At 64.6% G+C, this 24,014-nt stretch carries 23 protein-coding genes and 1 tRNA gene; 10 read left to right on the top strand and 14 right to left on the bottom strand.

Annotated features, from left to right (window positions below):
- Positions 1–59 precede the first annotated feature (59 nt).
- Positions 60–848, bottom strand: a complete 789-nt coding sequence (locus CLV49_RS12745; protein WP_106563872.1) for an LmeA family phospholipid-binding protein — start codon at positions 846–848, stop codon at positions 60–62.
- Between the two features lies 1 nt (position 849).
- Positions 850–2,514 carry an arginine--tRNA ligase gene (gene argS / locus CLV49_RS12740; RefSeq protein WP_106563871.1) on the bottom strand — a complete coding sequence of 555 codons (1,665 nt, stop codon included), beginning with the start codon at positions 2,512–2,514 and terminating at the stop codon, positions 850–852.
- A gap of 112 nt (positions 2,515–2,626) precedes the next feature.
- On the opposite strand from argS, the gene CLV49_RS12735 reads away from it, so the two are divergent.
- Together CLV49_RS12735 and CLV49_RS12730 are read left to right on the top strand one after the other, a co-directional pair.
- The gene (locus CLV49_RS12735; protein WP_106563870.1) at positions 2,627–3,244 is read left to right on the top strand and encodes a hypothetical protein; all 618 of its coding nucleotides are present in this window, start codon (positions 2,627–2,629) and stop codon (positions 3,242–3,244) included.
- Between the two features lie 54 nt (positions 3,245–3,298).
- The gene (locus CLV49_RS12730; protein WP_127054270.1) at positions 3,299–3,505 is read left to right on the top strand and encodes a hypothetical protein; all 207 of its coding nucleotides are present in this window, start codon (positions 3,299–3,301) and stop codon (positions 3,503–3,505) included.
- A 43-nt stretch (positions 3,506–3,548) separates the two neighbouring features.
- On the opposite strand, the gene CLV49_RS12725 is transcribed toward CLV49_RS12730, so the two are convergent.
- From CLV49_RS12725 to CLV49_RS12705, 6 genes are all read right to left on the bottom strand, one after another.
- Positions 3,549–4,343, bottom strand: a complete 795-nt coding sequence (locus CLV49_RS12725) for a transglutaminase-like domain-containing protein (protein ID WP_106563868.1) — start codon at positions 4,341–4,343, stop codon at positions 3,549–3,551.
- An 83-nt stretch (positions 4,344–4,426) separates the two neighbouring features.
- Positions 4,427–4,774, bottom strand: coding sequence for a hypothetical protein (locus CLV49_RS12720; RefSeq protein WP_106563867.1), 348 nt, complete (start codon positions 4,772–4,774; stop codon positions 4,427–4,429).
- 11 nt (positions 4,775–4,785) lie between these two features.
- On the bottom strand, positions 4,786–5,037 hold the full coding sequence (locus tag CLV49_RS18200) for a hypothetical protein (protein WP_127054272.1): 252 nt from the start codon (positions 5,035–5,037) through the stop codon (positions 4,786–4,788).
- 106 nt (positions 5,038–5,143) lie between these two features.
- Positions 5,144–5,386 (bottom strand): hypothetical protein, encoded by a 243-nt coding sequence (locus CLV49_RS12715; protein ID WP_127054274.1) that lies wholly within the window; start codon positions 5,384–5,386, stop codon positions 5,144–5,146.
- A gap of 129 nt (positions 5,387–5,515) precedes the next feature.
- Positions 5,516–5,794, bottom strand: coding sequence for a helix-turn-helix domain-containing protein (locus CLV49_RS12710; protein WP_243696584.1), 279 nt, complete (start codon positions 5,792–5,794; stop codon positions 5,516–5,518).
- Positions 5,795–5,927: 133 nt separating this feature from the next.
- Positions 5,928–6,593 (bottom strand): pyridoxine/pyridoxamine 5'-phosphate oxidase, encoded by a 666-nt coding sequence (locus CLV49_RS12705; protein WP_106563865.1) that lies wholly within the window; start codon positions 6,591–6,593, stop codon positions 5,928–5,930.
- 95 nt (positions 6,594–6,688) lie between these two features.
- On the opposite strand from CLV49_RS12705, the gene CLV49_RS12700 reads away from it, so the two are divergent.
- From CLV49_RS12700 to CLV49_RS18680, 4 genes are all read left to right on the top strand, one after another.
- Positions 6,689–6,761: transfer RNA gene (locus CLV49_RS12700), tRNA-Arg, on the top strand.
- A 391-nt stretch (positions 6,762–7,152) separates the two neighbouring features.
- Entirely contained in the window at positions 7,153–8,271 is a 1,119-nt protein-coding gene (locus CLV49_RS12695; RefSeq protein WP_106563864.1) for a glycosyltransferase, read from the top strand.
- Positions 8,272–8,291: 20 nt separating this feature from the next.
- Positions 8,292–9,497, top strand: coding sequence for a glycosyltransferase (locus tag CLV49_RS18645; RefSeq protein ID WP_342352643.1), 1,206 nt, complete (start codon positions 8,292–8,294; stop codon positions 9,495–9,497).
- Positions 9,494–10,540 carry a glycosyltransferase gene (locus tag CLV49_RS18680; protein WP_106563862.1) on the top strand — a complete coding sequence of 349 codons (1,047 nt, stop codon included), beginning with the start codon at positions 9,494–9,496 and terminating at the stop codon, positions 10,538–10,540. The genes CLV49_RS18645 and CLV49_RS18680 overlap by 4 nt, the downstream gene beginning before the upstream one ends.
- A gap of 75 nt (positions 10,541–10,615) precedes the next feature.
- Here the strand turns inward: CLV49_RS18680 and CLV49_RS12680 are convergent, their stop codons facing one another.
- From CLV49_RS12680 to CLV49_RS12655, 6 genes are all read right to left on the bottom strand, one after another.
- Entirely contained in the window at positions 10,616–11,821 is a 1,206-nt protein-coding gene (locus CLV49_RS12680; protein WP_106563861.1) for a polysaccharide biosynthesis protein, read from the bottom strand.
- On the bottom strand, positions 11,818–12,930 hold the full coding sequence (locus tag CLV49_RS12675; protein ID WP_106563860.1) for a glycosyltransferase: 1,113 nt from the start codon (positions 12,928–12,930) through the stop codon (positions 11,818–11,820). Before CLV49_RS12675 ends, CLV49_RS12680 begins: the two co-directional genes overlap by 4 nt.
- A 7-nt stretch (positions 12,931–12,937) precedes the next feature.
- Positions 12,938–14,968, bottom strand: coding sequence for an acyltransferase family protein (locus CLV49_RS12670; protein ID WP_106563859.1), 2,031 nt, complete (start codon positions 14,966–14,968; stop codon positions 12,938–12,940).
- Entirely contained in the window at positions 14,961–16,415 is a 1,455-nt protein-coding gene (locus tag CLV49_RS12665) for an O-antigen ligase family protein (protein ID WP_127054276.1), read from the bottom strand. Before CLV49_RS12665 ends, CLV49_RS12670 begins: the two co-directional genes overlap by 8 nt.
- Positions 16,412–17,797: a sugar transferase gene (locus tag CLV49_RS12660; RefSeq protein ID WP_243696585.1), complete on the bottom strand. Its 1,386-nt coding sequence runs from the start codon at positions 17,795–17,797 to the stop codon at positions 16,412–16,414. Before CLV49_RS12660 ends, CLV49_RS12665 begins: the two co-directional genes overlap by 4 nt.
- A gap of 231 nt (positions 17,798–18,028) precedes the next feature.
- Entirely contained in the window at positions 18,029–18,745 is a 717-nt protein-coding gene (locus CLV49_RS12655) for a CPBP family glutamic-type intramembrane protease (RefSeq protein WP_158261976.1), read from the bottom strand.
- 116 nt (positions 18,746–18,861) lie between these two features.
- On the opposite strand from CLV49_RS12655, the gene CLV49_RS12650 reads away from it, so the two are divergent.
- The 4 genes from CLV49_RS12650 (at position 18,862) to CLV49_RS12640 (ending at position 23,912) form a co-directional block, all read left to right on the top strand.
- The gene (locus CLV49_RS12650) at positions 18,862–20,274 is read left to right on the top strand and encodes a tyrosine-protein kinase domain-containing protein (protein ID WP_106563855.1); all 1,413 of its coding nucleotides are present in this window, start codon (positions 18,862–18,864) and stop codon (positions 20,272–20,274) included.
- Positions 20,275–20,341: 67 nt separating this feature from the next.
- Positions 20,342–20,971 carry an arsenate reductase/protein-tyrosine-phosphatase family protein gene (locus CLV49_RS12645; protein WP_106563854.1) on the top strand — a complete coding sequence of 210 codons (630 nt, stop codon included), beginning with the start codon at positions 20,342–20,344 and terminating at the stop codon, positions 20,969–20,971.
- A 23-nt stretch (positions 20,972–20,994) separates the two neighbouring features.
- The gene (locus tag CLV49_RS18360) at positions 20,995–21,945 is read left to right on the top strand and encodes a hypothetical protein (protein WP_158261975.1); all 951 of its coding nucleotides are present in this window, start codon (positions 20,995–20,997) and stop codon (positions 21,943–21,945) included.
- Positions 21,942–23,912, top strand: coding sequence for a DUF4012 domain-containing protein (locus CLV49_RS12640; protein WP_158261974.1), 1,971 nt, complete (start codon positions 21,942–21,944; stop codon positions 23,910–23,912). The genes CLV49_RS18360 and CLV49_RS12640 overlap by 4 nt, the downstream gene beginning before the upstream one ends.
- Positions 23,913–24,014 lie beyond the last annotated feature (102 nt).

Genomic DNA, 24,014 nt, shown 5'->3' with positions numbered 1-24,014 from the left:
AAGTCTATCGAGGCGCGTATGCCACGCGGCGGGACGGGGATCGACGTGTGGGCCGGCGACTATCCACAGGTGCCGCGGGAGTCGAGAAGGGCACCGTCGAGCACGACGTCCGAGATGCCGAGCGAGAGCTCCGCCGCGTCGGGGGCCACCTCGAGGCCCGTGAGCTGGGCGCCCTCGGGCAGGTAGTTCGCGACACACACCGTGACGGGAGCGTCTCCGACGATGAGGTCGAGCACCGACTGCAGATCGATCGTGCCGAGGTCGGTGGTGACCTCCGCCGAGTCCGGCGTGAACACGAGCGAAGTGCCCGCGGCCTCCGGAATCACCCGCAGGAGGTAGGAGATCCGGAGACCGAAGAGGGCCGTGCCGTCCTCGTACGCCAGGGTGCCGTCGCCGAACTGCAGCGTCGGGTCGTTCCCGGGCATCTCGACGAAGGAGTTGAGCGCGTCCTCATCGAGGGTGGCGACGGCGTCGACGCGTCCGACGGGCTGCTCGATGTCGGTCGGGACCCTCGACGCCGTGACCTCGAGACCCATCGGTACGCCGTCGATCACCGCGGCGTCGTCGCTCAGGACGACCCGTTCGAGCGTGCCGCTCAGCAGCTGCACGATGACCCAGTCGCCCTCGATCGACACGTCGACGTCGGCCTCGACGGTCTCGGGCAGCTTCTGCTCCACCTGAGTCTTGACGACGTCCTCCGCGATGTTGCGCGCGATCCCGTCTCCGGCGATCAGCGCGACGATCCCGAGCACGAGCAGCACGATGGCGACCACCAGTCCGATGACCCATCGCCGTCCGCGGCTCGGGTTCTTCTCGACGGGCCGGGCCACGAAGAAGTCGTCGGTCATGTCACATCCGCTCGGGCGCGGAGACCCCGAGGAGGCCGAGACCGTTGCGGATGACCTGCCCCGTCGCGTCGTTCAGCCAAAGGCGCGTGCGGTGGAGGTCCGAGACGGGCTCGTCCCCCATGGGCAGCACGCGGCAGTTGTCGTACCAGCGGTGATACAGGCCGGCGACCTCTTCCAGGTAGCGCGCGATGCGGTGCGGTTCGCGCAGCTCGGCGGCCTGCGCGACGATCCGCGGGAACTCCTGCAGCGCGCCGAGCAGAGCGGACTCCGTCTCGTGTTCCAGCAGTTCGGGCGCGAAGGCGGAACGATCGACGCCGACGCTCGCGGCGTTCCGGTCGACGGCACTCGTGCGGGCGTGCGCGTACTGAACGTAGAAGACGGGGTTGTCGTTCGAGCGCTTCGCGAGGAGATCGAGGTCGATGTCGAGCGGAGAGTCGCTCGACGAGCGCACGAGCGCGTACCGACCGGCGTCCACTCCCACCGCGTCGACGAGGTCGTCGAGCGTCACGATCGTGCCGGCGCGCTTCGACATCTTGACGGGCTCGCCGTCCTTCAGCAGGTTGACCATCTGGCCGATGAGGATCTGGAGGTTCTCGCCAGGGGTGTCGCCGAAGGCCTCCGCCATGGCCATCATCCGGCCGACGTAGCCGTGGTGGTCGGCGCCGAGCATGATGAGGTTCTGCTCGAAGCCGCGCTCGCGCTTGTTGAGGTAGTAGCCGAGGTCGCCGGAGATGTACGCGGGCTCGCCGTTGCTACGGATGATCACGCGGTCGCGGTCGTCGCCGAAGGTGGTGGTGCGCAGCCAGACGGCGCCATCCTCCTCGAAGACGTGGCCGAGCGCCCGCAGCCGTTCGATGGCGCGGCCGACAGCCCCGGACTCGTGGAGGTGGTCCTCGTGGAAGTAGACGTCGAAGTCGACGCCGAACCCGTGGAGCTTGGCCTTGATCTCGTCGAACATCAGCTGCGTGCCGTGCGAGCGGAAGACCTCCTGCTGCGCCTCCCGGTCGAGCGCCGCCATGTCTCCGTCGTACTCCGCGACGACCCGCTCGGCGATCTCGCCGATGTACGCGCCGCCGTAGCCGTCCTCCGGCGTGGGCTCGCCGAGGTAGTGGGCGAGGAGGCTGCGGGCGAAGCGGTCGATCTGCGAGCCGTGGTCGTTGAAGTAGTACTCGCGCGTGACGGACGCGCCCTCCGCCTGGAGCACACGAGCGAGCGAGTCGCCGACGGCAGCCCACCGCACGCCGCCCATGTGGATGGGACCCGTGGGGTTGGCCGAGACGAACTCGAGGTTGATGGGTATGCCTGCGTAGAGGCTGCCGCGGCCGTAGGCATCGCCCGCGTCGACGATGGTCTTCGCGAGCACGCCGGCCGCCGACGCGGACAAGCGGATGTTGATGAAACCGGGGCCCGCGACCTCGGCTGAATCGATGCCGTCGACGTTCGCGAGTCCCTCCGCGAGCTCGGTGGCGAGCTCGCGCGGGTTGGCGCCCAGCGGCTTCGCGAGCCGCATCGCGAGGTTGGACGTCCAGTCCCCGTGCTCCCGATTCTTCGGGCGCTCGATGGTGACGGATTCGGGCGTGATCGACGCCGACGAGCCGACCTGACGTCGCTCCGCGAGGGGGAGGACGAGGTCGAACAGGGTCTTGGCGAGGTCAGCAGGGGTCACGGGGGTCGATTCTATCCGGCCGCGGCGACCGATCCGGCTCCCCTCCTCGCGCCTGCAGGGTTGCACGCTGCGCGATTGTTATCGTCGGCGTGCCCCCTCACGAAAGACCAGGATGATCGACACCTCGCTCCGCCGCCCCCGCTTCCGTCCGCTCCTGTTCGCCGCGCTCGTCGCGGGAACGGTCGGGATGCTGAGCGGTTGCGCACCCGAGCCCGGCCCGGTCGGCCCTACGGGAGGGCCCTCCGCCACCTCCACCCCGAGCGGAACGCTCCCCCCGTCGGAGCAGCCCGATCTGGGCGAGCCGGGACCCGAGTGCGGCGAGATCCTCACGGCCGACGACATCTACGCCTACAACTCGAACATGAGCGCCGTCGCCGCGCCTGCTCCCACCGAGGGAAGTCTCGCAGCCGAGGCCGCATCCCTCGAGGGCACGGTGTGCCGCTGGAGCAACGACACCTCGAACCTCGGCATCGATGTGGCGGTGGCCGTACCCGGCGATACCGCTCTCGCAGACCTGGAGGCCTCGGCCGAGGCCGACGCGACCTTCGCAGGGGAGATCAGCAGCCCGCCGGAGGTGCAGGCGTACTTCGACGTCGATGGATCCGTCGGCACGGCCCAGGTGTTCGCGGCCGGCCGCTGGATCGTGCTCTCGAGTCCCATGTTCATCGAGGCGGCCGACGCTGAGCCCCTCATCACCGCGATCCTGGCGAACCTCGGCGACGCGTCCTAGACGCGACCGAGCGGGACGGAATCAGCGCTCACGCTACCGGGGTACCCTTCAGGGGTGGAGTACATCAGGCCATGGCATCCCGTGTTCGCATGGTTCGCCCTCGTCATCGCGACCCTCGGCCTGGCCCTTTCCTTCTTCAATCTGTTCGTCAACACAGACCGTGTCGGATCCTGGCTCCCTCTTCTGCTGATCATGCCTTTCACGCTCGCCTACGCGATCGCGAGCCTGCGCCTGCGAGCGCGGCGCAAACGATCCCGCTGAGCATCGCAGGCGAAGCACCCACCCCTCTTCGGTGGCGGAGGAATCAGCCGATGCTGTACGGCGAGCGGTAGTCGTCGAACGGGAGCACGTCGGCCACTGCCGTCACGTGCACGCGGTCGAGCGTGAGAGCGCCGAAGTGGTTCGTGAGGAAGGCGATGTCGGCCGAGTCTCGGCCCGTGGCGATGCGCACGAACGACGCGCGGGGTGCGAGCCGGGTGGCGTCGATGACGATCCACCGCCCGTCCACCCAGGCCTCGGCGACGGCGTGGAAGTCCATGGGCGAGACGCCCGGGGCGTAGACGGCGACGACGCGCGCCGGAACGTCGCGAGCGCGCAGGAGGGCGACGACGGTGTGGGCGTAGTCGCGGCACACGCCCTGACGGCTCTGGATCGTGGTCGCCGCGCTGTCCGTTCCCGACGTGGAACCCGGGACGTAGCGGAAGTTCTCCGACACCCACGAGCCGATCGCGTCCACGAGCTGGCCGCCCGCGAGGTGACCGAAGGTGGAGGACGCGAAGCCGTAGAGCTCGTCCGACTCGCAGTAGCGGCTGGGCCGCAGATACTCGATCATGTCGAGCTCGACAGCCTGTTCGATCGGGCGCTGGGCGAGCACGGCGGCGAGGTAGTCGACGCGGTACGAACCGGCCGGTGCCCAGAAGCGGTGGAGTCGTGTGCCGTGACGGCCTGCGACCTCGTGGACGGGGTGCTGAAGCCCGTTGCCGAACACCGTGAGCGACTCGTGCTGGATGGGTGTGCCAGCGGCGACGGCGATCGAGAGGATGACGTCGCTCGGCGCGGCGAGCCGGAATTCGAGCATCGAGGTGACGGTGGCTGGCATCGTCCCATCCTCACACGCTCTCGGCACCCCGGATACCGTTCCGGGCACCTCTCCCCTCCCCGTCGACGCGGGGCGTTCGTCCGCTAACGCGAGGCGTCGAGAAGCATGGTGTCGAGGATGGTCCAGTCGTCCGAGAGTTCGAGCATCGGGCAGCCGTCCACCGCTCGACGGGTACCGAGGATCACGGGCATCGCCCCGACGATCTTGAGGCGGTGGATGGTGCGCTGCAGGCTTGCGATCGGAAGCGCCGATGCGTCGATGAGGACCATCGCCGGTCGCTCCAGGACCGCCTCCAGCAGCTCGGCACGCGACGAGCAGATCTCGAGGTGCCAGTCGGGACGGCGGAGCCGCACGATCTCCGCGGAATGGCCGTCGTACTCGACGCTCGCGAGCATGACGACGCGATGGGACTTCGCTCGATCGACCGCCATAGACGGGCGACTCACCAGGCCCGGCCCGTCGCGCGGGTGACCGGTTCCTCCATCAGGCGGGAGACGGACAATTCCTCCACGGCCCGGCGTCTGCGCACGCGCAGGAGACTCACGCCCTGCTCGTGCAGGTCGGCGACGATTCCGGGGGTCAGTCGAGCCCGACGCGGGCAGACCGACCATCCCGTGCGCGGGTGATAGGTCCCGACGAGATGAACTCGCGCGAGCGCGGACCGTCGGGAACCGACGCGGCTGAACAAGGGCATGTCGAGTCTCCGGGTTCACAGCCCTCAAGGGCACTCCGGTCAAACTAACATGTATACATGCGCATGTTTTCCACCCATTTTGGGGGTGAAAGCAGGGGTGAAGAGCTCACTTCCGCACCGAGACGAGGGTCTCGAGAATCGTTCGGGCCAGACGGTCTGCGCTCTCGAGACTCATGACGAGCTCTCCCCCGCCGGCCTCCTCCGCCGCGATGGCGATCCACGGTTCCTGATCGGAACGATGCTGGGCGATGACCACGTCCAGCTGATCTCCTCTGGCCAGCCGCACGATGTGCTCCTCCGGAACGAACGGGCGGGAGACGACCACCGGGACCTCCCAGGAACGACTCACGTGCCACTCCTCATCCCTCGTCGCCGTTTCTCGGTGCGTGAGGCACCAGGGGGGACACTTCACGACTCTCCGATCGGGGCGAACGTCAGAGCACCCGGTCTCACGGCCGATACGCGGCGCTTCCGTTGTTCACCGACGTGCTGCAGGGACCTCTGGGGGCAGGATCTCTCCCAGGGGGGCGTCGAGTGCAGTGGCGAGCATGACGAGAGTCTTCAGCCGGGGGTTGGCAGGCGTTCCCGGGTTCGACTCTCCGTTCTCTAACTTTCTGTACGTGAAGGTGGAGATTCCCGCGCGATGCGCCAGCTTCTCCTGGCTCCAGCCCGCAGCCTCCCGAAGTCGCGCGAGGTTGGCGCCGAGCTCTTTCGAGAACTCGATCCACCGCTCGTCTTCCGTTGCCACGTTGCTCACGTGTGCACCATAACCGCTTTAATCGTAGCCACGAGGGACCGTTCGGAGTGGGTTGGGGAACCGGATTCTCCGTCGCCGCGCACCCCCAATGCGGGGCCGGAGGCCAACAGCGCCGCCGGCCCGGATCGCTTCCTCACGGCCAGAGGTCGCGGGCTGACCATCCGTGCTCGCTGCGGGTATATTCGACCCGCTCTCCGTCGCTCGCCGGTCGGAGCTGCACCACGTCTACATGGTCGGGCTCGAGCCTGTAGGCCGTCCACGATTCGGGCACCTCGTCGGGGTTCTCTTCGATCGCGGCGAGCGCCTCGTCGCGGAGCCGTTCCACCTCGGACGGGTCGTCGAGCTCCGTCCCCTGCCGGCCGATGATCACGCCGGCGCGTGCCTTCGGGTGACGCGCACGGAAGTCCTGTTCCGACACGTCCCGCGGGGCCGGAGCGACCGAGCCGCGCACCCGCACCTGCCGCCCCGTCTTCGCCCAATAGAAGACGGCCTCGGCGACGGGCGTGTGTGCGAGCGCGACGCCCTTGGCACTCGTCGACGGGGTGGCGAACCACACGGCGTCGTCGAGGTCCTTGAGGATCACGGTCCGCGCCTGCGGCTCACCCTCGGGCGACACGGTGGCGAGAGCGAAGGCGTGGGCGACCGGGGTCTCCCGCTCGGCCTCCTGCTCCAGCCAGTCGCGGAGGAGCAGCAGCGGATCGCTCGGAACGTCGGCCGCTCGCAGCTCCGGCTGTTCGGTGGGACGGGTGGGGATCTCGCGGAGGATCTCGCGGAACGAGCCGGTGGGAGCGTCGGTCATTCCGCGAGCATATGACCGGGCCACACGGGCGCGTCACCCCTCCCCCGCACTGTCGGGGAGCCCACGCGGATTCTGATAACGTGGCAGAGCACTGCGCCTCCGTAGCTCAGGGGATAGAGCGCCGGTTTCCGGTACCGAAGGTCGGGGGTTCGAATCCCTCCGGGGGCACGCACGTCGCGAAGCGCGACAGACTCAGAGCCCGGCCATTGGCCGGGCTCTTTTATCTACTTCGTCCTGATCGCGACGAGGGTGAGGCTCCATACAGGAGGGTCCTCGTCGCCCCGTTCTGGGGTATCTACGTCACTCGCATCCGGAAGCAGCCGGAGTGTCCGCCTATATAGTGGTCGTATTCCCATCGTTGGCCTCGCCAGATGAGCGCACGGAGACCGCATGTTAAAGCAGCCGTCCGTCACCCGAGTTCAGTCGCTCGGGGCATTGACACCCTTCTCAGAGAATTCGTCACGCTTGCGGCAGGTTGGGCCGGTCTGATGCTGCGATCACCCATAGCGCCGGTCTCACATGCTTCCAACCGACCTCTTCTTGCGGGAGAGGAAGGTAGATGGCGGGCCTGATAGTCCATGAGTGGATCGAAAGGCACGGTGGCTCAGAGAATGTGGTCGACTCGATGGCGACTGCCTTTCCCGACGCGGCGATCCACTGTCTCTGGAATAACGCACCTGACCGGTTCCCAGGCCGGACGGTGACTGAGTCATGGATGTCGAAGACTCCACTCCGACGTAGCAAAGCATTCGCTCTACCGTTCATGCCCAGCACCTGGTACCGAACTGATATTTCTGAGGCTGAATTTGTCCTTGTAAGCTCCCACCTCTTCGCCCATCACGTCGGAGCAAAGGATGCCGCAAGCGGTCCGCCGCGCTTCGTTTACGTACATACGCCGGGTAGGTACATCTGGACACCGGAGCTTGATGCGCGGGGCGATAACCCGGTAACTCGAGCAGCTGCACCGCTCCTGAAGAAAATCGACCGTCGCCGCGCACTTGAGGGAGCTGATTTCGCGGCCAACAGCGATTACATCCGCAATCGCGTGTCGAATTCTTGGGGAGTGGACGCCAGAGTCATACATCCTCCCGTACGCGTCGGACTCTTGCAATCGGAAAGTGACTGGCGAAACCGCCTCAATGAAGAGGACCGACAGGTGGCGGAGGCGCTCCCGCCTAATTTCATTCTTGGAGCCTCGCGCTTCGTCGACTACAAGCGGCTGGATGTAGCTATCCGGGCAGGCGAGCTTGCCGATCTGCCCGTGGTGCTTGCTGGGGCAGGACCGCAACTAGCGGAACTCCAACAGAAGGCAAGCACCGCATCCGTTCCGGTGACGTTTGTTCATCGTCCATCGGACGAACTCCTCTTCAGCCTCTATCAGCAGGCAGCGCTTCTTGTGTTCGCCGCGGTCGAGGACTTCGGGATCATGCCCGTCGAAGCGATGAGCCTAGGAACCCCCGTGCTGGTCATCGCAGAAGGCGGCGCGTCCGAAAGCGTTCGGGCCCTTTCCGGTGGCTCGGTAATCGAGACGCTGGACGACAGCGCAATCAAGGTCGGAATATCCGAATCCTTAGGCCTCGACATGACAGTCGCTCGAGCGTCGGCCGGCAGAAAGTTCGGTCCCGAGCGATTCGAACGAGATGTGAAGATCTGGGTGAAGGACGGCATCGCCCTTTGAAGCCTTCAGTCACGGTGAGGATGAACGACCTGCCGAAGGAACGAAGCCAACCGCGGGTGCTTCACCTCGGTCACACAACTGAGATAGGCGGGGCTGAGATGGCTCTCGCTCGTCTCCTTGAATCGTCGACCCGGGGATGGAACGCGCACCTTCTCATCCCTCGAAAACCGCGGAGCAACGGTGCATTCTCGGAACTCGCGAGCCCTATCATCTCGCGGGTCGGCCCAGCTCAAGCGCCTGGAGCAACCAGCAGCGGGCGGTCAATCGGAGCGCTCCTTCGCTTCGCATTGTCGGGAGTCACCCAGGCTGTGCTCATCCGCACGAACAGCTCGTTCCGCACGGCTGATGTACTTCATGCGAACACATCACGCTCCGCAATCTACGCTGCTCTCGCAGCGCTCAGCTGCAGAACCCCACTCGTCATTCACCTTCGGGACATGGTCAGCCGCGAGAGCCTTGGCGCCCTAGGTTACGAACTCTTCACTCGACTTGTGCTCAGACGAGCCGACGGCGTGATTGCGAATTCGGGCGCGACGCTTGACTCTGCTCTGCCGCACCTTCGCGCCTCGACTCACTCGGAGGTAATTCCGAGCCCAGCTGGTATCACGACCGTCGCCCACTCAATCGAAGCTGCGAGACGGGCTGCTCGGCCCGTCGATGTGATCGGAATGGTCGCCCGCGTAGATGAGTGGAAAGGCCACGAAGTACTCCTTCGTGCGTTCTCGGCGGCCTTCGCAGGATCGCACGTCCGACTAAAACTCGCGGGCGGTACTCCCTTCGCTAACGCTGATTATCAGCGGAAATTGCTCACCTTATGCGAGGACTTGGGGGTGACCGACCAGGTGGAGTGGCTAGGCCACGTAACAGATGTGCCCACTTTTATCGCATCTCTGGACGTCTGCGTGCAGTCATCTATTCGCCCAGAGCCACTCGGACAAAACGTCCTCCAGTATCTGGCCGCTGGAAAGCCGACAGTCGCCGTCGATGCGGGTGGACCAGCCGAATGGATCGAGAACGAAACGACTGGCATTCTGACAGATATGGGCGATGTTGACGCGCTAGCTGACGCCCTTACCCGTCTCGCCGACGATCAAGAGCTCCGGGTCGCGCTCGCGACGAATGCGCCGACAACCGTCGCAGACGCCACAGACGAGATCGTGACACAGCGGCACGCGGCATTCTTTAGGCAAGTCGTCGGCAGGCGCCCGGGACAGGTCGGCCCATGAAAGTTTGTTTGGTGGCCGCTCCCCTTCTCGCTCGATCAGGCGTGTATCGCTCGTCCCGTGAGCTTGTGGCGGCCGGGCAGGCAGAGGGTCTCGACTGGACTCTGTTCCAAGGGGTGTCTAGGAATGCCGCCGGGCACCGTCCCCCAGAAGATCCACCGTGGGTCACTGAAGTGGAACTAGAAGCTGACGGCGCCAAGGGCATCGTCTCGTTACGTCAGCTGCTGAAGGGGAGCCGAGACGTCGCGGAGGCCGATGTAATCGTCAGCATGATCCCCCAAACGGATATGGCGCTCGCAACTCTCGCAAAGCCGTGGGTCGCGTATTTGAGAGGTCGCCCTTGGCCAGCTAAGGGAGAGTCGTCATCTGTGCGGCGAATTGTTTGGGAGGTCCTCGAGCGGTCCGCGCTGCGTCGGTCCAAGGAGGTGTGGGCCACGACCCATGTTCTCCGCGATGAGATCGGCTTGGGCCGGGCGGTGGAGATCGTCCCACCAGGGTTGGCCCCGCGCCCGCGTCAGTGGGATGGAATCGGTCGACGTCAAACCGCGGTCTGGGCAGCCCGCTTCGATATCGACAAGAATCCCTCCCTTTTCGTCGAGATGATGGCAAGAGATGGGTCTGACGCAGCAATGTATGGAGCGGGTCCGCTCCAGGGTCAGATCGAGTCGATGGCACCGTCTAACGTGCGCGTACGAGGCTGGGCCTCTGCGTCCGATCTATGGGATGACGCCGCGGTCTACGTTGGGACATCAACGAGGGAGGCCTTCGGACGGAGCGCCGTGGAGGCGGCAATGGCCGGAATACCCTTGATTCTCTCTGCACGGTTCGGGGCTGCCCCTCTCCTGATAACCGACCCCAGGCTTGAGGCGAAGCTGATTCTTGAACCCTCGATGGGCCATTTAGATCGCTGGGTCGAGGCCCTGCGAGAACTGCGCGAGGATGAAGCACTCCGACGCAAAGTGTCAACTCACGTCGTGGAGAATGCTGCGAAACTCACGGTTGGGGACTCCGCCCGGGCTATCCGATCACGGCTAGAAAGTCTCTAAGCCCGGAGAATTGACCTTTCGACATAGCCGGGGGTGCACGCGGGTCATAGACGATACGTCTGGCCCGGGTTCACCTCAGCGTCCACGAAGTAGTCGAAATGCTGCAAACACCTGCACGAGAAGCACCGTGCACTCGGCAACAATTTCTCCGATCAAGCCTCCCGCAGGTCCCCATATCGCAGCAAGGGAGAGGATGAGGGGGACACCGATGACAGCGCCAGCAATTGCGCTTCGAACTATCGATCGAATGTCCCGGAGCGCGACTAGCAGGATGTTTCCTGTCGCCCGAGAAACACAAACGGTGGCAATGAGTAGCCCGCCCAACATTGACAGCTCGATAGGAATATCCGTAACACCAGAAAAGAGGATCCGCGACACCGGTGGCGCGAGGATCGCGAAGCCGAGCCCCGCGGACAATCCCAGGCCCACGTTGATTAGCACACTCTGGTGAGCACGTCGCAAACGTTCAGACTGGTCTGTTCCACGCCCGACCCACGCCTGCAAGAAGTTCGGTACGGCTTGCAGTACCGACAGGCCCATCCGTTGAAGGCGTTCGACGGCGGCGAAGAGCGCCACCGAGCCGGGCGCCGCGAGCCCCACCAAGGTTATTGGGAGTGCGATATACAGCGCGCTCACGGCTCGGCCTGAGAGCGCTAGGAGTTGGGCGCGCAGAAACCATACGAGCCGTCGAGGACCGATTCCACGCAGATCCGTGCGGCTGAGCCCGACCATGAGAACTGATATGACAGGGGACGCCAAGGACGACAGCAGCACCGCGGCGCCATACGCCCATAGCGGGCCTCCCATGGAGATCACGACGGCGGCCACAGAGATGGTCGTCACCTTGGGGAAAGTGTCGGCGAGGGCAATCCTTAGGGGGGACGACGTCCCTACAAAGAACCACGTTGACGTCAGCCCGACCGCCGCAGCTCCGACGGCCATTAGGGCAGCCTCGAATGAGTACGAGCTAGTCAAGAGACTCGCTCCCACAGCTGCGGCGGCCGACATCGGGGCTAGGGCGGCCGTTTTCGTCGAGAGCGCAATGGCGAGCAGTTTTTTGCGACTTCGCAGACCAGCCCGCGCCACACGCTGGGGGCCGTTCAGGGCCCATCCAAGTTCCACGATCACTGCAGCCGCCCCGCCTAGAGACTGCCCGAGCGCAATCGCTGCCCACCCTGCTGCACCGAACTGCGACGTAACCGCCGGCAGCGCCAGAAGGGGGCTGACCGCGGCGATGATCGGAAGAAGTATGAAGCCGGCTAGCCTCAGCACGCCCTTCATTTTCTTCCGGCGTCGGCGGAAGTGCTCATCGCCCTCACGCCCCTGCGTTCCAACTCGCCTATCAGTAGATCGAAACGTTGTGTCACATAGGCTTCGAGTCGATTCGCGATACCCGCATCATGATCCGGCCGGTAACTCATACTCACTTGTGTGAGCGCAGATGCGATGTCGGCGGGCGATCCGGGCGACACGGTGAGAAGTTTCTCCCCGACCAATGGTTCAATCTCGCTTAGAGCGCGACTGTGCCTGGTCACTACCAAGCGGTCGCAGGAGAGACCCTGCCAAACTTTATTTGCGATCACTCCCTCGGCTTTAATCGACTCCCCGAAGACACCGAGAACTACCTGGTGCTCTGCAATCACCGCCCTTAGCTCTTCCGGAGCCACTGGAGGCCTGATGATGAATCTCTCTTCGACGCCGCCTGCATTGGTCTTCACCAGGTGACTACTCTTCGCGACGTCGCCGACGAGAGTCAATTGCACGTGCAAATTGGACGGAAGAGACGCCACCGCTGCCACGACGAACTCGAGGCCGTGGAGAGGGACGTGGTTGCCGTAGTACAAAACTCGAAGAGGGGGCACCTCTGTATCGGACTTCACTGGAGTCGCCCAGGGTGGCGCGCCGACAGGCAAAGACAAGGCGGTTGCATTCCGACGAATGAACGGCCTTACCGCGGCCGCTCGAACCTCGGTATCGATCAGAAAGACATCGGCGAATTTGCGAGCGATCAGATCTATCAGTCGATAGACCCTCGCTTTAAGGCTGCGCGCGCTCGCGTTGTGGCGATCCTCGATCTCGGTCTCATGCAGGCCGATGAAACCGTCAACAACGTGGATCGCTCCTACCGACCGAGCGACTGCCCACGTCACGATGGCATACGGAAGAGAAAACTCGCTCAAGACGACAACCTTTGCCTGTCGCGATTCCTTCCAGAGATGGGCGATATTTGTAGCTAGCTTCACCAGGCGATTGCGGCCAACTGCCGCTGGCACAGGTCTCACATCGAACCCGCAACCCATGAGATGACTACGAAGGCGGGAATTGCGCGGGTACTCGACGTCCCTGATCGCAAAATAGACCACAGCGGGTCGAATCGGTAGCTCAGACATTCGGGCCCTACTTCCCCGGTGCTACGACAGGAGCCGCCGCACGGTTCAAGAGTTGGCCGATCGCCTTGACGAAGACGGGGGCCATACTTCGGCTGAACTCAGCTGTGAGGTGGTGCTCGTCGCGATAGACGAGGAGGTCATCGATGATGGCTGGACAGAGTTGGTCGTCGCACAGATAGTCGTTCAGATCGAGGAGCTCGCCTCCGGCAGAACGCACATTTGTGAGTCCGGAGTCGGACGAAAGTGCTTCACTTCGTTGCGTTGCGCACGTACTCGCATCGTTCAGATGCGCGGAAAGACACAGCGCTGGGCTGGTCGACATACTCGGAGTATCTGCGATGACGAGCACCTGCTGCGAGGGAACAAGCATGGTGATGGTCTCACCTAATCCTTGGTCCCAGTCCTGAGGAGGGCCCTGAATCGCATCGACGGAACGCATGTTGGACAGGACGGTTAGGGCAGGTGGCTCCGACTGGAGCCGTTCGATTACGGCGCCTCGCCAGCGTACGCATTCGGAGTACGACGAGCCATCTCGCAATATCTCAACAGATGCTGAGGGACATGAACTCTTCGTGAAGGTCTCTAGACGAATCGTTCCGGCGTCCGCCAGAGTCTTGAGAGCTGGGAACCAGTGAGCGGCGTGGGAGTCACCGAATAGCGCGACCATCGGAGCGCTTTCGTTCGAGCCGAATCGACATGGCTTGGAATCGACAGACTCGAAGTCACGATGACAGCCCGTCGCGTAGAGCGCCGGTATGTCGTCGGCCGCGTCCCAGAGGGACGGCTTCAAGTTCGCAGGTACTGTGTCAGCCGCCCTAGGCGATTGCGATACTTCGTAAGCTTGCGCGTCATCGCCCGAAGTCAATGAGCGCGCGGACGCCGCGGGGATCGCGACAACGCTTATCAGCGCAATCACGGCAGACGAGGCCGCTACGAACAGGAGGGTTCTACGTCCACCTGCCTCGACGAAAACACGCGATCTCCTCCCGGGCTCTTCGACCAGACGGTATAGAACGTAAGCGAGCGGAACAGCTAAGAGGGCGAGACCAACGGATACGGCGATTGGCAAATCAGCGGGCGTAATAGCCGCCGCCGGAATCACTATTAGGGGCCAGTGAACCAAATAGAGAGAGTACGAGATCTTCCCGATCCATTGGAGGGGGTGAATCGAGAGCAGTCGTGCGGGTCCCAGCCGGGAATCATTTCCGCACAAAATCACTAACGCAGTACCCACGACCGGCAATATTGCCACCACGCCCGGGAAAGGTAACTCCGCGCTCAGGAACGCTCCGCCGGACACAATGGCCAAGAGTCCAGTCCAGCCAAGGGCCGCACGCGCAGTGGCTGAGACTCTACGAGCGAGCGGGTCTCCCACGAGAGCGATTAGTCCGCCGATGCCGAATTCCCAGGCTCGGGACGGGAGCGAGAAGAACGCCCAGGGCTGCGACGACCCCGTCAGTAGCACGCAAACCGCGAAGGACACGAGGACTATCGCGAAGGTGAAAATGATGAGGCTTCGTCTGCTCCTACGTCCCACCGCAAACGCGACCATCAGCGCGATGGGCCAGATTAGGTAGAACTGTTCCTCTACACCAAGGGACCAGTACTGCTGGAACACGGATGGCGACGTCTCCGCCAGATAGTCCGTACCTTGGACAGCAAAGAGCAAATTCGGGACGTAGAGCGCTGTCGCAGCGGCATCACGGAACACGGCCGGCAGGGCAAGCGGAGGCATCCAGATTGCCGCAGCCACCAGGCTTAACAGGAGTGTTGCCACGGACGCTGGGAGAATTCGGCGTGCTCGCTTCGCCCAAAACGCTGCTAGATCCACCCGTCCCTCCCGAGCTAGCCCCACCGCAAGGTGTCCGGTGATCAGATAGCCCGAAATAACGAAGAATACGTCGACCCCGACAAATCCTCCCCCGAGCCAAGGAACCCCTGCGTGATAGATAAGGACCAGGCCCACCGCTACGGCGCGTAGGCCCTGGACGTCCGACCTAAATGCACGACGGCCTGCGGCCGGCTTGTCCTCAGGCATCGATAGCTTGCCTCGAGTGGGTACGCGATCGATCAACGGAGACGAGTCCCCCCCGTTCACTGCGAGGCTCGCGGGGCTCGGACATCGCAACCCCCACAACCGCAGCCACGATACAAATTGGTGCGAGCAGGCTCCAGTACCCGGCCGTCAACATCGCGACAGCAAGAGCCAGGGCGGCAGCAGCTCCGGCAGTTCGAAGCGCGGTCCCCCTCCGCCCGAGAGACACAACAACCGCGAGAAGCATCCAAATGAGAATTGCAAGACCCAGGAACCCCATCTGAAGCCCGATCATGAGGTAGCCGTTATCCGCGTTGAGATAGCCCAGCGGGGCCACTTCAGCGAATTGCTGGCTCACCGGGCCAGCCGCGCCCGCCCCGGCTCCAAGCGGGTGACTCGTGAATGCATTCCATGCAATTGGAAGGGTTGCATCACGGCGACTGTTGAACGAACCATCGGCGTCGAGGTTGGTGAGCGTCAGCGCTCGATCAACGGCGGCCTGAACCCTCGGTACACCGAGGGCTATCAGGACACTCACAAAGATCGCCGTCCCGGCGAGAACGACCAGGAGGTTGCGCAGGACACGGAGGACGAATTCGCCTCGAGACCATATTGCCAGAGCTAGTAAACCCACCGTCACCCCCGCTATCAGAGAGGTACGCGTGAGGCTAAGGAAGTTGACGACATAGAGCAAAGTTGCGACGACAAAGAAGCCCGCCTTCGCTCGTCCGGATGCTCGCAAACCTGCAACCAATAGGGCGGGTGCCATACATGCGAGAAAGAGGCCCATGTCCTGGTTCGACTGGAATGTGCCCATGAGACGGATCTGGTCTCCAACACTGTAGGTGGAAAGGCCCTCGGTTGCTGACCGAATCTCCTCCGCCGATAATCCAAAGATCGCCTGGCGAAGGCCGACAACGATGTTGACGAGGACAACGGAGGCAATGGCGCCCAGAATGAACTTTCTAGCCCTCGGGACCTCGTGGTCGGGCGTGTGTGAGAGAGAGGCCGTCACCGCGACAACCGTGAGCGGAGCAGCTACAAGTCCAACCAGACCTCGAAGGGAAAACTCGACGTTCATCGTCGCGGCCAAACTGACACCGGCCATCACCACCGCCAGAACGAGGAACAGTGCGCCAGGAATAATGACTCGGCGATCAAGGCCCGGCCGCTTGAACGAGGCACATCCAGCCAGAATGAGAAGTGCAGTACCAACTGAGTTTAATTCCTCCACCCCTGACGCGTAGCGCCCTAGGAAGGCAGAGAAGCCAACCGTCAAGATCCCGAGAACGATGAAGCCATTTCTGATACCGAGCTTCAGGACAGTGATAAGTGCAACACAAACTCCAAAGAGCACGGCAAGGGCGACGGGTGCTTCGATTGCCAGGAATGTGGCCGCAATCGTCGCGATTGTGGCGCTGCCGTAGAGAGCCAGTCTGCCGAGTTTCAATGCGCACTCCCGCCGGGCGCGACGACCGCCCTCACTGTCCGCCAAAGTATGTTGATGTCACCCATAAGTGACCAATTCTCCACGTAGAAGAGATCGAGCCTAATCGCGTCCTCCCATGACAGCTCGGATCGACCGCTCACTTGCCAGAGGCCGCTCATACCGGGCTTGATGAGCAGTCGCCGGTAGGCGATGTTGTCGTACAGAGCTACCTCGGCTTCACGCTGAGGCCGAGGACCGACGAGGCTCATGTCGCCCTTGAGTACGTTGAGCAGTTGGGGGAACTCGTCGATCGAGTACTTCCGCAGTACCTTCCCGATAGACGTGAGTCGAGGATCGTCCTTGACTTTGAAGAGCGGTTTGTCGCTCGTGCCCTGAGCAGCGAGCAATTGCTGCAGCTCCGCGTCGGCGTTCTCCCGCATCGAACGGAACTTGAGCATCTCGAACGGCTTCCCGTTGAGCCCTACGCGTTCCTGTCGATACAGCACACGTCCCCGGCTGGTGAGCTTCACGGCGAGTGCCACGAGCAGGAGCGGGATGCTGAGCGCGAGCAGCATGAGGCCGGACCCGAGAATGTCGAACCCGCGCTTGCCGTACTTCTTCCAGCCCTCACTGCGCGGCGTCTCCACATGAATAAGAGGAAGGCCGGCCACGGGACGGGTGTGGATACGCGGGCCACCCACATCCGTGAGACTCGGGGCGAGCACCAGGTGGTGCACACCCGGGATCAGCTGCCAGCTCAGCTCGCGAAGCTCCTGCGGTGAGAGGGTGTCGCTACTCGTGACCACCACCGTGTCGGCACCGAACGTGTCGAGCGCCTCGACGATGGAGTCGTATTCCTGCGATGTACGCACCGGGATGCCCTCGAGTTCCGCGCCCGCCGGGTAGCCCTTGACCCACGCTCCCACCACGCGGTAGCCGGCGCTCGTGTCGCGCGACAGCTGGGTGGCGATGTGGACCACGCTCTGCTCGGACCCGATGAGGAGAACGTTGGACGCGAACCGTCCCTGCGAACGCTCCACGGCCAGCCACTGGCGCCACGCCCACCGGAAGAACAGCAGCATGAGGATGCCGAGGGGGAACGCCAGCAGGATGTAGCCGCGGGCGATGTCGATCCGGAAGATGAACGCGACAATCGCCACGAAGCCGAACAGGCGGCCGCTCGAATCGGCCACGAGCTTGTACTCCGTGGACCCGGCACCCACCACACGGTAGTTCCGCGAGCCTCCGAAACGAAGGGCAAGCACCCAGAGGGCCGTGAGGACGACCGAGACGATCGTGTAGCTCACGACCAGCGGCGCCTCGCCTGGAGCAGGAATCCGCGTCGTGTCGCCGTCGCCACCGAGCCAGACGAGCTGCACCCCGAAGACGACCCAGACGAGCACGAGAAAATCAGTGACCGCCAGGCGCCGAGCGTAGCTGCGACGCCAGTCACGGCGTCTGCCGGATTCGCGCGGAGCGCCGGTCTGAGTGGGCGACGACGGTGTCACAACTTCTGAATCAACATCGGTACTCACGTCGGACCCCTCTTGCGGCCGAGCATTTTGCCCTTTTCGGACCCCCATATGCGGGACCCTCTCAGTGTATTGATTCGAAGGTTTCGAGGAGATGACGTTCTACCCCAATGCGAGTGTCGGATAAACAGGGGACAAACCCGTGGCTGAGAGGGCGATCGCGAGGCCTGAAGCGTTGAACACCATGTGGGCGACGATCGCTGCACCGACCCTGTACGACCGGGCGACGAGGCCGAACCCGACGCCCGCGATGAACGTGACGAGGGCAGCAAGGAGACCCGCGCCGGCCACAGCGTGGACCGCTGCGAATGTGGCCGCCACGACGAGCACGGTGACCAGTTCACGCCAAAGCCCCAACCCCAGACGCTCCCCCACCGCCGGCTGGAGCGTGCCGCGGAAGAACAGCTCCTCGAGCACGGGGGCAACCACGATCGACGCGATAACGATGGCGATACCTGCGACGACGCCGACCGCCCCGCCGCTCAGGATCGCGGATCCCGTACCGATCCGTCCGGTCGTGAGCACCTCGAGGAGCAGACCGAGCGAGCGAGCGGTGAGCCCGACGAAGAGACCAGCCACGACCCCGGCAACGGAGATCGGCAGGCGAAGAACCCGCCACCACGGTTCGACACGCCCCTTTGTGGCGCCGCGGACGGACAGCGCGACCGCCGCGGAGAGAGGCAGCCAGACGACGGCGTACGAAAGAGACTCTCGGAGCGCAGCGGGAACCGAAGGAAGGGACGCCACCGGAAGGACCGCGACGGCGATGAGCACACCCACCACGGGCACCGTCAGGCTCCAGCGATGAGTGGTGGGCATGTGAGCCACCGTAGTGGGAGATCCGTCACGGATCGAAGCGGACTGTGGACGGATGTATGGGAGCATGTTTCGCAAGGCGTCGATCGGGCGTCGCCCTATCGAGGAAGGCCGCGAACGTGGAGTTGCGCGACTACATCAGGATCCTGCGTAAGAGTTGGGTTCTCATAACGGCGATGGTCCTGCTCGGCGTCGCCGCAGCCGCAGGGTACTCACTTCTGCAGACTCCGCTCTATAGCGCGACGAGCAAGGTGTTCGTATCGACGCAAGCCGGCGGAAGCGCGACAGACCTCAATCAAGGCAATGCGTTTGCCACGCAGCGCGTCAATACATACGCCGATCTCGTCAGCACGCCGGTTGTACTCCTTCCCGTGATCGCAGACCTGGACCTCGATACCGACGCGGATGCCCTGGGGCGAAGCATTTCTTCGTCCGCACGGGAGAGCACATCACTGATCGAGATCACGGTCACGAACGCTAGTCCGGTTCTGGCGGCAGATATTGCAAACGGAACCTCGGAGAGTCTCACAAGCGTCGTGGATAATCTCGAGCGGCCACTCGAGGAGGGCGCTGTGTCGCCGGTCAAGCTCAGCCTCGTTCAGCAGGCGACCGTTCCATCAACCCCTGTGAGCCCCAACGCCACTATCAATCTCATCCTTGGTCTCCTCGTCGGCCTCGCGCTCGGCGTGGGCTTCGGCGTTCTCCGTGAAGTTCTCGACACACGTATACGCACCGAGCGCGACGTGAAGAGCGTCACGGAGGCCGCGATCGTCGGTGGCATTGCCTTCGACCCGAAGGCCGTCTCCCGCCCGCTCATCGTGCAGGACGACCCCCGCAGCCCGCGCGCGGAGTCGTTCCGCAGTCTGCGCACCAACCTGCAGTTCATCGGGGCCGGCAGCGCCGGCCACAGCTTCGTGGTCACCTCCTCGATCGAGTCCGAGGGCAAGAGCACCACGGCGGCCAACCTCTCCATCGCTCTGGCGGCCGCGGGTTCCCGCGTCGTTCTGGTCGACGGCGACCTGCGTCGCCCGAAGGTGGCCGACTACATGGGCATCGAGGGAAGCGTGGGACTCACCGACGTGCTCATCGGCCGCGCCGAACTCCACGACGTGCTCCAGCCGTGGGGTCGCTCCACCGTGACGGTGCTCCCGGCCGGCAAGATCCCGCCGAACCCGAGCGAACTTCTGGGTTCCCCCGGCATGGAGCACCTCGTGGAGACGCTCGCGGCCGAGTTCGACCACGTGATCTACGATGCTCCCCCGCTACTGCCAGTCACGGACAGTGCGATCCTCGGCAAGCTCGTGGGCGGCGCCCTCGTCGTGGTGGCGGCGGGACGCACCACCAAGCACCAGCTGGAAGGTGCGGTTACCACTCTCGAGCACGTGGGCGCGCCCGTCTCGGGCATCATCCTCACGATGCTGCCGACATCGGGCCCGGACGCCTATGGCTACGGGCGCTATGGCTACGGCTACGGCTACGGCGCGGACGAGCCGATCGAGTCCAAGGAGCAGTCGACCGCCAGCGCGTCCTGATTCGCGCGGCTCTCCTCGGAGACCAGTCCGACAGCACACCCACCACGGGACCGACCCGAGAGACGACATGACCGCGACCTTCGAGATCCTCACCGTGTGCACGGGGAACATCTGCCGTTCCCCGCTCGCCGAACAGATCCTGCGGAGCGGCCTGGCGGACATCCCTCGCGTCAGCGTGGCGAGTGCCGGCGTGTACGCGATGGTCGGGAGCCCGATGACGCCGGAGGCGGCCGCATTGTCCGTGGAGTTCGGCGGTCTGGGCTCCGAGCACCACCTGGCGCGCGACCTCTCGCCCGCCCTCATCGACGCGTCCGGCCTCGTGTTCGCGATGTCCCGCGAACATCGTCGCTCCATCGTGGAGATGCGTCCGCGCGCAGCCCGCACCACGTTCACGTTGCGCGAGTTCGCACGGTTGGCCGACGGCACCACCGACGACGAGCTCTCCTACGCGGCAGCCCTCCCCCTCGACGCCGTCAGAGAGCGTCTGGCCGAGGCGGTGATCGCCGTCGGTGCACGCCGTGGCATCGTCGAACGCCCGGTCGACCCGGCAGACGACGACATCGTCGACCCTCACCGCCGCGGCGATGCGATCTATCGGGAGTCGGCCGGTCAGCTCGTACCCGCCGCTGAGATCGCCGTCCGCGTGCTGCGCCGCGCCGCGACGATCACCTCACCGTCGACTCCGGGAGCCCGCTGATGATGCCGAGAAGACCACGGCGGATGTCGGCGGCCCGTGAGGCGCGGAAACGATGGCTGGCGATCGCCGGGATCGTGCTGTTCCTCGCCGTCGACATCCTGCTGGTGGTTCTGGCGCTCCGCTCGATGTCTCCGCGCGACAACGGCTCGGGACCACCGGCCGAACCGGTTCCCGTCGCATCGTCACCGATGGCGACGCCCGCGAACACTCCCACGCCGAGTGCCACCCCAGGCGTCACGGTGGCGGCCCCCACGCGTGTGCTCACCGCTCTGAACGCGACCGTCGCCTGGCGAGCGATGACAGGCGCCTGCCCGGCCACGGCTGCGAATCCCGAGCTCACAACGGACGCGGGAGCCACCTGGACGTCCACCGACCTGACGACGACGACCGGGGTCCTGGCACTTCAGCGCATCGTCGTGACGGATGCCGATACCGCCACGTTCCTCGGTTCGGCCGAGGACTGCACACCCGACGCAGCACGCACCTTCGTGGCGGGAGCGGACTTCGCTGAGGCTCCCGATCAGCTCGACGGCACCTGGTACCTCGCACCGGTCGGAAGTGCGACGATGCATGCCCCCGGCCGCGACGTGGCGGCACCGTGCGCGAGTGCGGTCTCGGTGGCCCCCATCGACGATTCCCGGGCCGGCGTCTTGTGCGCCGACGGCTCGGCTCACATCACCGACGATGTCGCGGCTACCTGGACGAGTGTCGATGCGCCGGCCGGAACGGTCGCCCTCACGGGGACGAGCAACGGTCTCATCACCGCCAGCGTCGGCTCGAACGACTGCGCCGGCGTGCTGCTCACGAACATCGGTCTCACGGGTGATTCCTCTCCGCTCGGCTGTGTGGAAAGCTCGGAGTCTCCCGCCGACCTCAGCGGATCGACGGCGATCGACTGGACGGACGACAGCATGTGGATCTGGGTGGGCGATCGCCTGCTCATCTCCACCGACCAAGGAGCGACCTGGACGTGACCGACGCGAACAAGCCGGAGGGTACCGCCGGCGAGAACGACGCCACGCGCCCCGCGGATTCCACCGCGCCCGGCGGGCCCGACTTCGACCTCGACGCCTGGGAGGCCAAGGGGAACCGGCGGAGGCGGAGCTCGAGCAGCAGCGGTTCGGGGTCGAGCAGTAGCGGACGCGGGAAGGGTACGAGCAGCCGGTCCCGTCGGAAGCGTGCGCGTCGCCGCCGCATCATCGGGTGGAGCATCGCGGGTGTCGCCGTGGTCCTCATCGCGGCGACGGCGTGGGTGGGCATCCGCGCCCTTCTCGCCAAGGATGAGCTCGAGGCCGCCGTTCCGCTCGCCAACGATGTCGTGTCCGCGATCGGTGATGGCGACACCGAGGGGGCCCGCAGCACGGCGGACCGGCTCGCCCAGCACACCGCCTCCGCTGCGAGCCTGACCGGCGATCCCGTCTGGCGCGCGTTCGAGGTGCTGCCCTTCATCGGCGACGACCTCCACGCCGTTCGAGAGATCGCCGGATCGGTGGACTCCCTCGCCACGGATGCACTCGACCCGCTGCTCACGCTCGTGCAGGACTTCAGTCTCGAACAGTTCACGCCGAAGGACGGCGCACTGCCCGTCCAGCCCCTCATCGACGCCCAACCCACGGTTGCGCAGGCCGCGGCCGCCACGGCTGCGGCGCATGATCGGGTGGATGCGATCGACACGTCAGGGACGCTCTCCCCCGTGACGGATGCAGTGGATCGGCTCGGTGGGCTCGTGGACACGGCCGATGCCGCCACGGATGCCGCGAATCGTGCGGTGCAGCTGCTGCCGCTCGTGCTCGGGAGCGATCGGCCGCGCGACTATCTGCTGATCTTCCAGAACTCCGCAGAGCCTCGCTCCGCCGGCGGAATCGCCGGCGCGTTCGCTCTCCTGCACACGGAGAACGGAACGATGTCGCTCACCCAGCAGGCCACGGCGCAGGACTTCCCCAAGGCCGACCAGCCGATCATCGACCTCCCGACGGAGACCGAGGGCATCTACGGGGACATCACGGGGCGGTTCGCCCAGAACATCACGATCACGCCGCAATTCCCTCTCTCGGGCGAACTCGCTCAGGCCTGGTGGGAGCGTTCCTACGGTACGAAGGTCGACGGCGTGATCGCCCTCGACCCCACCACGCTGAGCTACCTGCTGCGTGCCACCGGCCCGATCACCCTCGCCACGGGCGACCAGCTCACGAGCGACAACGCCGTGAAACTGCTTCTTCAGGATGTCTACTCCCGCTACCCGGACACGCAGGTCCAGGACCTCTTCTTCGCATCGACCGCGGCCGCGGTGTTCTCGGCGATCTCATCCGGCGACGTCGATCCGGTCGCGTTCATCGAGGCCCTGGCCCAGGCCTCGAGCGAGCGACGAGTACTCATCTGGAGCAGCGATCCCGTCGAGCAGGCCATCCTCGACGACACATCTCTCAACGGAGATCTCACCCAGTTCGGGGGACAAGATCGGTACGGGGTCTACATTAACGATTCCACCGGGGCCAAGATGGGCACCTATCTGGAGTACCGGCTCGGGGCGGTCGATACGTCCTGCCGGAACGACGGGCGGCCGTACCGCGACGTCGAGGTGACCGTGACGAGTACAGCGCCGACCGACGCCGCCACGAGTCTGCCCAGCTACGTCACGGGCGGAGGCCAGTTCGGCGTAACCCCTGGTAACACGAAGATTATCCTCGCGTTCTACGGTGCGGACGGGTCACAGTTCGTCGGAATCGAGCGCGGAGGCGAGGCCGTTTCCTCGCGGACGGCGCAGGATTTCGGGCTGCCGGTGGTGCTCACGACGGTGGAACTCGCACCCGGAGAGACCGCCACGATCCACGTGCGCTGGCTCGCTCCTGAGGATCCGTCGGATTCTCCTGTTACGGAAATGACGCCAGGGGTTCACGCGATCGAAACAGAGAAACCTAGGTTTGACTGCAAGTTTCCCTAGAATGGAATGACTGGACCGTCCTCTGACGGATTCGACTCCAGGACTCTCACAGCACCGTGACCCAGCCACGCACGGCTGTGGCCGCCCATAAAACGCAGACCG

The sequence above is a fragment of the Labedella gwakjiensis genome, from assembly GCF_003014675.1.
In the GTDB taxonomy this organism is placed as follows: Bacteria; Actinomycetota; Actinomycetes; order Actinomycetales; family Microbacteriaceae; genus Labedella; species Labedella gwakjiensis.
This window is presented reverse-complemented; position numbering and strand designations above follow the sequence as displayed.